Here is an 8,008-nt window from a genome sequence, read left to right on the forward strand (position 1 = left end):
GAGCCCGGAGAACGTTCTGTAGTAGTGGTCGGCGTCCTCGGCATCGTCCGGACCAGACGGCTCGTGCTCATCGGCGGACGTGGTGAAGAGCTCAGGTGTCGGAGGCGCAGGCGCAGGCCGTGGGCTCGGAATGGTCGGAGGCGCAGGTGGCGAGATCATTCCAACACAGACGAGCGCCGCAACGAGAACGCCGGGAACTCCGAGAGTCCCCGTCCAGAAGTTCAGTCCGACCCATGCGAGCGTAACGACGACGGCAAGGCTAGTCATGCGGTCACCTCCATGCACGCGACCGCCGAGAGCCTGGATTCGGTCTGCACGAACAAACCGAAGGATCAGCAGGCTGAACCCATAGCCGATGAAGAGGAGCATCACGAACGGAACCCATGTCGCATGGATCTTTGAGAGACTCTGGAACGGCTCGATCGTGGGCCAGAGCGCGAGCGCGATCCCGATGAAGACGGACCGAACCTGCGGGATCAGGACGATCGACATCCAGACCAGGGATGCGAGAAGACGAAACGTCACGGTTGTTCCTTTTCCGTACGGGGAGGGAAACCGCTCCGCACGCAGCAGAGAATCGGAAGCTCTTCGATCGCGTCGATCTCGACGCCGGCGAGGTTTGGATTCCCTTCGATCACAGGGCTGATCCGAGAAACAAGCTCACGCGAGACACCGAGCCGCCGCCATTCGGTCTGAAGAGCTTCGCGCGTCAGCGGAGCTGCCCGCCGGATGAGCGCCTCGGCGCTCCGCTCGAGCGACTCTCCTTCCCCGCCGATCTCGGCCCGGATCCTCCAAAGGTCCGCGAAACCGGGTAGATGAACCGCGATCCGCCCCTCCAGCCGCGTCCGGCACCATCGTTCGAGAGACTCAGCGAACGTCACGGCCGATTTGTGATCGGTGCCCACCGACGCGAACTCTCCCCCTTCCACCGCATCCTCCAGCCACCGATTCCGATCCAAGGCGAGTTCGCGGAAGAGTTGTTCGTACTCGCCTCTCTTTCGGAGCACGGGCCCGAACGTCAGAGCCGCAGCGACATCAGGGTTGAGGGAGTCGCCGAGAGCGCGGGTAGCTTCTTCGAGTTCCTGCACATTCCGTGCAAGGGCGCTCTCCGCTTCGGCCGCACGATCGGCCAAGCCCTGAACAATCTCGTCGAGATAGGCGATCGCGTTTCGGGAGAGGATCCACTCCTGTCTCCGGATCAGGATGTCGATCGCATGATCCTGGGACGAGCGGATCCGCCTGTGGCTTTTCCAGACCTTCCAGAAGACCCACGCAGCCGAAGCCAGCGCGCCGAGCACGCTCCACGAGATCGAGTAGGCGAGGCCGCGGAAGTCGTCGTACAAACCTCTGATCCCGATTGCCCCAAACACGAGAGCGGGGACGACCCAAAGTATCGTGCGCAGGCTGAGCGTGATCGGATTCGGGCGCACCGCGATCGCTTCGCGCAGATCCAGGAGAGCCGCCTCGAAGTCTCCGGTAGGATCCGCCGCCGATGTACGTTCTTCTCGGATCCTCACGCCGATCTCGTGGAGGATTTGTCTGCAGCAAGAAGGGGCGTGAGGGAGCGAGTCGAGCAGCCGCCGGAAGCTCGGTCCGAACCTCTCGTCGACCCGTTCCGCGATCGTCCTCGACGCCCGCTCCATCAACATGCGCCAAGTGGTGGCCCGGGTCCTGTCGAAGCTGCTCGAGTAGCGCCGGAGCCGCCGAGGCCACTCTGTCTCCGGGACATCTTCCAACCCGAGACCCACCTCGCTCCGGTTCAGGGCGACCTCGAGGCGACCTTCCTGAGTCCAAGTTGGATGCGCTGGGATCGCTTGCTCAGGAGCCACACCCCCCGGTTCGGGATGAAATAGCTGAATCCCGAGCCGCTCGGGGGACATCTCCTCGAGAAGACGCCTGGCCGGCTCAGGGAGGTCCTGGACACCCAACGCGTGCGGGTCGCTGCTCAGTTGTTCAGGTACGAGCGCGAACGCCACATGCCGCGCGAGGCGCTCCGCCGAAGGACCGACGAGCCCATAGAAGCCGGAGAATCCAGGACAAGCTCTCGTTCCCGGCCGATGAACGGCGTCCAACGAGAAGCTCGGAAGAAGCGAAGCGAGAACCAGACCCGCAGCGATCGCGACCACTTCCAGGCGAGTCACGGTCTCGCCGCTCTGTGCGATCGAACCGATGCAAACGAGCGAGAGCGAAGGTAGAACCTCGGAGGGCGTATCCTCCCGGTCGGCATCTTCGAAACGACAGCAGAGGTAGGTCGCCTCGGGACCGGCCGACACGATCGTTCGAACGGTTTCCGGAATCGCCCCGGAAGATCGACAGCTCCAGAGAAGCCAGGTGCGGATCCGGATCCTATCGAGGGAACGACCTTCGACCGCCCACCCTCCCGCTTCGATCATCTCGAGGTTGGTTCTGTCCGTGACGGCGGCCCGGGCCCCTGAAATCGCGGTCCCGAGATCACCATCGGAAGGTTCCACGATGCGGACCGTCCGCTGGAGTGGTTCCGGAAGGACCGTGAGATGCTGTCTCAGGAGAGCGACGACCTCGGTCCCGAATTCGTCCAGGGCTATGACCAGATTCAGGGCCGCGTGAGGCCGAGCTGTTTCGAAGCCGGTTCTCACGTGCATGTCGTCACATCCCGAGGTTCGCCATTCGCTCTTCGATAAGTCGCTTCTCCTCGCGAAGGAGATCGCCCCGATCTCCCGCTTTGTCGATCGCTGGATCCAAAACCTGGTCGATGTAGGCTTGGAAATGCGCCCTAAGGGTCGGATTCCCCACCGTCTGGTGGTATTCCCCGAACGCTTGTTCGATGAGAGAGGTCCACTCGGGCTTCTGTCCGAGCGCGTCCACCGCAGCCTGGCGCCCCTGGCCGAACTTCTGATCGACCGAGATGCTCCTCACGTTCTTCATCATGAACTTGAGCCGCCCGCAATCCTGCGGTACGGGCGGAACGCCTTGCAGAGTCTGGATCGTCCCCCACTGACTCGCATATTGGACGGCGATGATCGGCCGTCCATCGGCGTCCTTCTTCTCCGTGAGACCGTAGTAGTAATGGTCCCCGCGCACCGCGACGAATCCAAGAGCCACACCCAAGGCGAAGCACTCCATCGGTCTGGCATCCTGCGGGATGGGATCCGGAATCTCTAGATACGCGCTGTGCGACTCCAGCATGAACCGACCCTTGGCGATCTTCTTCTCCTTCCGATATCGGACCGCCCAGTCTCTCGCCGGACCGAAGTAGTGGACGCGCGCTCCATGGGTTCGTCGGCTGATCATGATTTCGTAGGGGATGTCGGAACTGACCGTCTCGGAAACCCCACCCTTCCCCTTCGGTCCGAACTTCGAGATCCACTCCCGCACCAGCCTCGGTGGGGTCGCCTGCTTTCCTGCCTGAGCTTCGTGGCGCACGGTCACAGCCATGAACTCGGGGAAGTACATGCCTGACTGGATTGGCCTCGCCGGCCAAAACGGCTGGCACATCTCGAAAGCGAGCTTCAGCTTCCCTTCCAGGGTCTCACCGACCTCCGCAGGGTTCTTCTCGATGAACTGGATCAGGTCGGTCTCGAGGAGTCTCTCCCAGAACTTCCCGTAGATCTGAGCGCCGAGCTGCTCGCCGATCACTTCCAGAGACCGCGTGAGCCCGCTGACCGAGAGCATCCACCGGTAAAGACTGATCCGCGCGGCGCCCTCGGAGTTCTCGTCGTCCACTGTTCTGAGTTCGAGCAAGGCGGAAAGAACTTCGGAGGTCGGACGTCGGTTCGTCTCATAGTAGCGTCGTTCATAGCCGGGTTGGGTCACTTCCAGTTCGACGACGAAATCCCGCGTCACACCGCGCCTGCGGGACTCGAGACGGCTCGCCAGCTCCTGGGAGCGTCGGATCAGATCGGCCAGGATCACGGCCAACCGATCCCAGTTGGCCTGAACCGTCCGCGCCACATTCTCCAAGTGCTCGGCGATGCGGATCGCGTCCGCCTTCGCAAGGGCATCCAGCTCGCCGTCCACTCGACGATTGAAATCGAGAATCAACTGCTTCTCGAGTCTCTCGTCCTTGCTGCTGAGCTGCCGCCCGAGCCAGCTCATCCCGGAGAGCAGCAGGCAGTTCCGATCGAAGATCTGGCGGGTCGCTTCGCGCTCGTTCGTGTTCCAGTCATCGAGCTCCGCGACCAGCTCGTTCTTCATCTTTTGACAAACGGAGGTGAGCTCCTCGATCGCTTTCCGCGCGGCCCCCAGGCCGTCGCTCGCCGCAACGCCGATCGCCCACCGCTCGACCCGTTCCCGGATTACGTCGCGTGGAAGATCCTCCGATCCGTGAAGCCGTCGCTCGAGGTTCTGCTTGATGATCTTCGAGACCTCGGGCACCTCCTCGTTCCGGAACTGGTTCCATTTGTCTCGGATCTGGGCCACGAAGACCGGACCATCGTACGAGCCTCCCCACGTGCGCGGCAGTCCGTAGAAGGAGGAGGAGAGCACCTCCCCCTTCTTCGGTTCGGAGAGGAGGGTCTCGATGATCTGGTTCACCGCCCCCCGCTCCTCCATCTTCTCCTGTGCGAGGAAGACGGAGACCTTCTGTTGGATCTCGTGAAGAGACGAAGTCTTCTCCAGCATCTCATCCGCGACCACCTCGGCGAGAGAGCGGTAGGTGCAGTACAGCGACGTCCGCTCCGCCGGGTAGATCAGGGAGGAGGTCGCTCCGCTGCTCAACAGCCGAGTACGATTCGTTTCCGGGCAGACCGTGACGCCGGTGAGCACTCCGCAGTTCGAATTGAAAGACTGGGCATGAGCGCCGAAGGGTGATCCGACATCCTGGTAAACCGTTCGCGCCATCAGCTCGTACAGCTCCTCGAGCTTCGGCAACCGACCGCGCTGGTTGAGGATATCGAACACATAGACAAGCTCGAAGAGCTTGTTGCTCTTAGGGAGTGAGAGCCGACCCGCCTCCCCGTAGTCGTACTCGACCTGCGCCGGCCGTTCGGGAGCGTCCGTATCGAGAACGAACTGAAGTTCCTTGAGGGCCGCGTAGGTATTCGCTCGGATCCGATCCGTCTGGCCGGGGTCATTGGCCACTTTCTCATCGAATCCGCGCGGAAGGGCGAACAGACCGAGGATCCGTGCCTTGTGACTCTCACAAACCGACTCGACGGTCAAAGCGAGATCCAAGAAGCAACCGGACCCGGTCCCACCCGCCAAGGAGCCGACGATGTATACGGCGATGTCCGTGCCGATCTCTGCGTGGGCGTTCGCGAGGACCTGTCGAACGCTTTCGGAGAGGTCAATGACGTTCCTATATGCTTGAGAGATCCGTTGGCGGATGCTCCGATAGTCGAGCGCATAGGCGAGGGCCCCGATCGATCGGATCTGTCCGGCCCCCTCTCCCCGCGCGAGATTGCGGATGAATCCCTCCTTGAGCTCCGATCGCGGGAAACGGCTCAGGATCTCCGGATGCAGGTTCGGATTCGCGACGAGCTGGTCCGCCCAACGGACCCCAATGAGACACTGCTCGTCGGTCTCGATCGGAGGGAGCCCCTCCCGAGGCGCGAAGGTTCGCAGATCGGTGTCAATGAAGAGAAACCGATGGAGATGAAGCCGGTCTCCCGCGCGGTCGACGAGAAGCTTCTTCACTCGGAGGAGGGTCTCCGCCCCGGTTCCGCCGAGCCCGATCATGATCGTTGGGTAGTAGGTTCTTCCGGCGAAGGCGGCGCGGGCTACTCCTGAAACCGCGTCGGTGGCCGTCGTCCCGTGTCCTCCGAAGAGCTTCACCATGGCTTCCTCCCCTGAACCGCTTGCCTACGATCTTCTCGTCGCGCGCCTCGATACGGCGCCCCGATATCGAAAGCACCAACCGGAGATCTCGAACTCGTCGCTGTCGTAGAGCACGAGCTCGACGACCTCTCGGTTCTCATGCATGATCGAAACCGTCTTCTCGGGAGCGACGACGACATGACGCTCCTCGTTCTCCATGCGTGTGGCCAGGCACGCAAGGGGTGAGGAGACACCGGGAATCACGATCTGCTTGGTTCCGATCTCCGCCCTGCCGCCGTACGCGGCCAAATCGTCCACCCTTCTGCGGGCACCCGTCTCTCCCTTGACGGGCCAATAGTCCAGGCTTCCGAAGAGCCGGCTCTCCCGTTTTCGCTTGGCGATCAGGATGATTCCGGCGGCGAGCAGGAGCAGGACGAATCCCGCCAAGAGGTACTTGGGCCACGCGGGGGGGACCAGCCGGGTCTTCACATGGATCAGTACCTCGACCGGATCGGCCGCGAAGCTTTCGAGATCGGCGAGGCCGATTTCGATCTTGGCTTCGCGAACGTCGTTCGCAATCCTCTCGCGGGCGCTCGCGAGGATCTGGAGGTCGATCCTTCCCTGCGCCTTCGAAACATCTTCCAGCCTGAGATCGATCTCGGGTGGCACGGATCCGCGATCGAGACGCGTCCAAACCGCGTCGGAGGGGACTTCGGCGGGAAACTCGATCCGGCAGGCTCCCGATCGCTCGACCCCTTGCTCTTCCAGCTCAAGCCGAATCTCTTTCGGTTCGACCCGCCAGACCACACGCTTCTTCTCCGGCGGCGCGGGCGGCAAGATCGTCGGACGCCAATCATCGACGTTCTCCGCCCGGTGATCGTGGATGGTCTTCGCGTTCTCGAAGACGCGCAGAGCGTCTTCAAGCTCCGCATCGATTTCCGGTCCGAGCTGCACCTGGAACACGTACCAGGGCTTCCCCGCGTAGGGGCGGGTCACCTCGCGAAGCGTCGGGCCGGCATCCCTTTTCGACGGAGGCGGGTTGTTCCGCCCGTCGGTCAAGACGACGACGACCTGGCGGTGGTTCGGGTAGTTCTGCTCCAGATAGGCCGCTTCCTCGAGTCCCTCGGCGAGCGCCATGGACGTGAACGTCCAGTTTCCCTCGGCAGCCAGCGCGTGGATCGCCTCGGTCACCCGGCGTTTTTCGGCCTCGCCGTAGAGAGTAACGGTCGGAAGAGTGCGGGGCGCTTCATCGAATGAGATCAGCGTGACCGTATCGCCCGGCTTCAGCTCCCCCGCGATCTCATTACAAGTTCGGAGGACCTTTCCGAAGATGTCGGCGGCGCCTCCGACCCCGCGCATCGATTCGGACGTATCGACGATCAGCACGAGGTTGAGGTTTCCCTTGTCCTCCCCTGCCGTCAGGCGGCCGAGCGGGAGAACGAGGAGAAGAGAGACGACGAGGGAGAGCACGGTCCCGTGGGAGAGCGGAAGTCGGACGTTCCTCGGGCGAAAGGGATGCGCTCGAGAGAACCGTCGAAGCCCGGTCGATGTTTCCATGAAGGCCTCCTTCGGATCGGGCGCTTTCCGGAGCCGCGTGCGCGCTCGAATCGCCGCCGCTCGGAGACACGGGGCTGACAACTGGAGATGTCGCTTTCCGCTCGCTTTCCTCCGTCCGAGAGGAATGACCGACGAGGCTGGGGCGGTCGCTTACCACGATTGGAGACCGCACCCGTATTCTGATCCCTTCCAGGGTCCGAAGACAAGTCCAAAATCGACCTCTGAAGGCTCCGGAACGCCCCGGCGAGGTCGGCCCTTCCCCCGGCGCCACCCCATGCTCTGTCCCGCCGCCACCGGACGCGAGGCGAGAAGGGACCGCGCGCGGTCTTTCGCCCTTCGACCAACAGGCAATTCATGGATTTCGTGATCGCCACCAGAAGTCGTAATCCCGCGCGCGGTCTTTCCCACTTCGACGAGTCATCCGTGCGACCATGAAGAACGGCATTCGCACGTCGTAATCCCGCGCGCGGTCTTTCCCACTTCGACGATGGAGGGGTCTGGGATAGCTACAACTATCACCAGAAGTCGCAATCCCGCGCGCGGTCTTTCCCACTTCGACACTATCGGGGAGTTGGTCCGGTTCCTCGCCGTAGCCGGAGTCGCAATCCCGCGCGCGGTCTTTCCCACTTCGACGGGACTGCGACCGGGATCATCGAATCCATTACGTTGTCGCAATCCCGCGCGCGGTCTTTCCCACTTCGACCCCGATCACGGGATG

General features: G+C 62.6%; 4 protein-coding genes and 1 CRISPR repeat array. All 4 genes read right to left on the reverse strand.

All coding sequences use genetic code 11. The annotated features are described in order from the left end of the window. On the reverse strand, window positions 1-525 hold a 525-nt coding region (locus FJY73_13440; GenBank protein ID MBM3321660.1), incomplete at its 3' end, for a hypothetical protein. Beyond that, on the reverse strand, window positions 522-2,621 hold the full coding sequence (locus FJY73_13445) for a hypothetical protein (protein MBM3321661.1): 2,100 nt from the start codon (window positions 2,619-2,621) through the stop codon (window positions 522-524). The genes FJY73_13445 and FJY73_13440, both read right to left, overlap by 4 nt. A gap of 4 nt (window positions 2,622-2,625) precedes the next feature. Further along, window positions 2,626-5,754, reverse strand: a complete 3,129-nt coding sequence (locus tag FJY73_13450) for a hypothetical protein (protein ID MBM3321662.1) — start codon at window positions 5,752-5,754, stop codon at window positions 2,626-2,628. A 24-nt stretch (window positions 5,755-5,778) separates the two neighbouring features. Further along, window positions 5,779-7,290: a VWA domain-containing protein gene (locus FJY73_13455; protein ID MBM3321663.1), complete on the reverse strand. Its 1,512-nt coding sequence runs from the start codon at window positions 7,288-7,290 to the stop codon at window positions 5,779-5,781. A gap of 311 nt (window positions 7,291-7,601) precedes the next feature. Then, window positions 7,602-7,993: a CRISPR direct-repeat array (repeat unit 30 nt; unit sequence AATCCCGCGCGCGGTCTTTCCCACTTCGAC). Window positions 7,994-8,008: the final 15 nt, after the last annotated feature.

This window comes from Candidatus Eisenbacteria bacterium (assembly GCA_016867715.1).
Taxonomy (GTDB): domain Bacteria; phylum Orphanbacterota; class Orphanbacteria; order Orphanbacterales; family Orphanbacteraceae; genus VGIW01.

Coding starts and splice junctions, on each gene's coding strand:
- FJY73_13455 (MBM3321663.1), bottom strand. CDS start 7,290: ATGGAAACATCGACCGGGCTTCGACGGTTCTCTCGAGCGCATCCCTTT.
- FJY73_13445 (MBM3321661.1), bottom strand. CDS start 2,621: ATGCACGTGAGAACCGGCTTCGAAACAGCTCGGCCTCACGCGGCCCTG.
- FJY73_13450 (MBM3321662.1), bottom strand. CDS start 5,754: ATGGTGAAGCTCTTCGGAGGACACGGGACGACGGCCACCGACGCGGTT.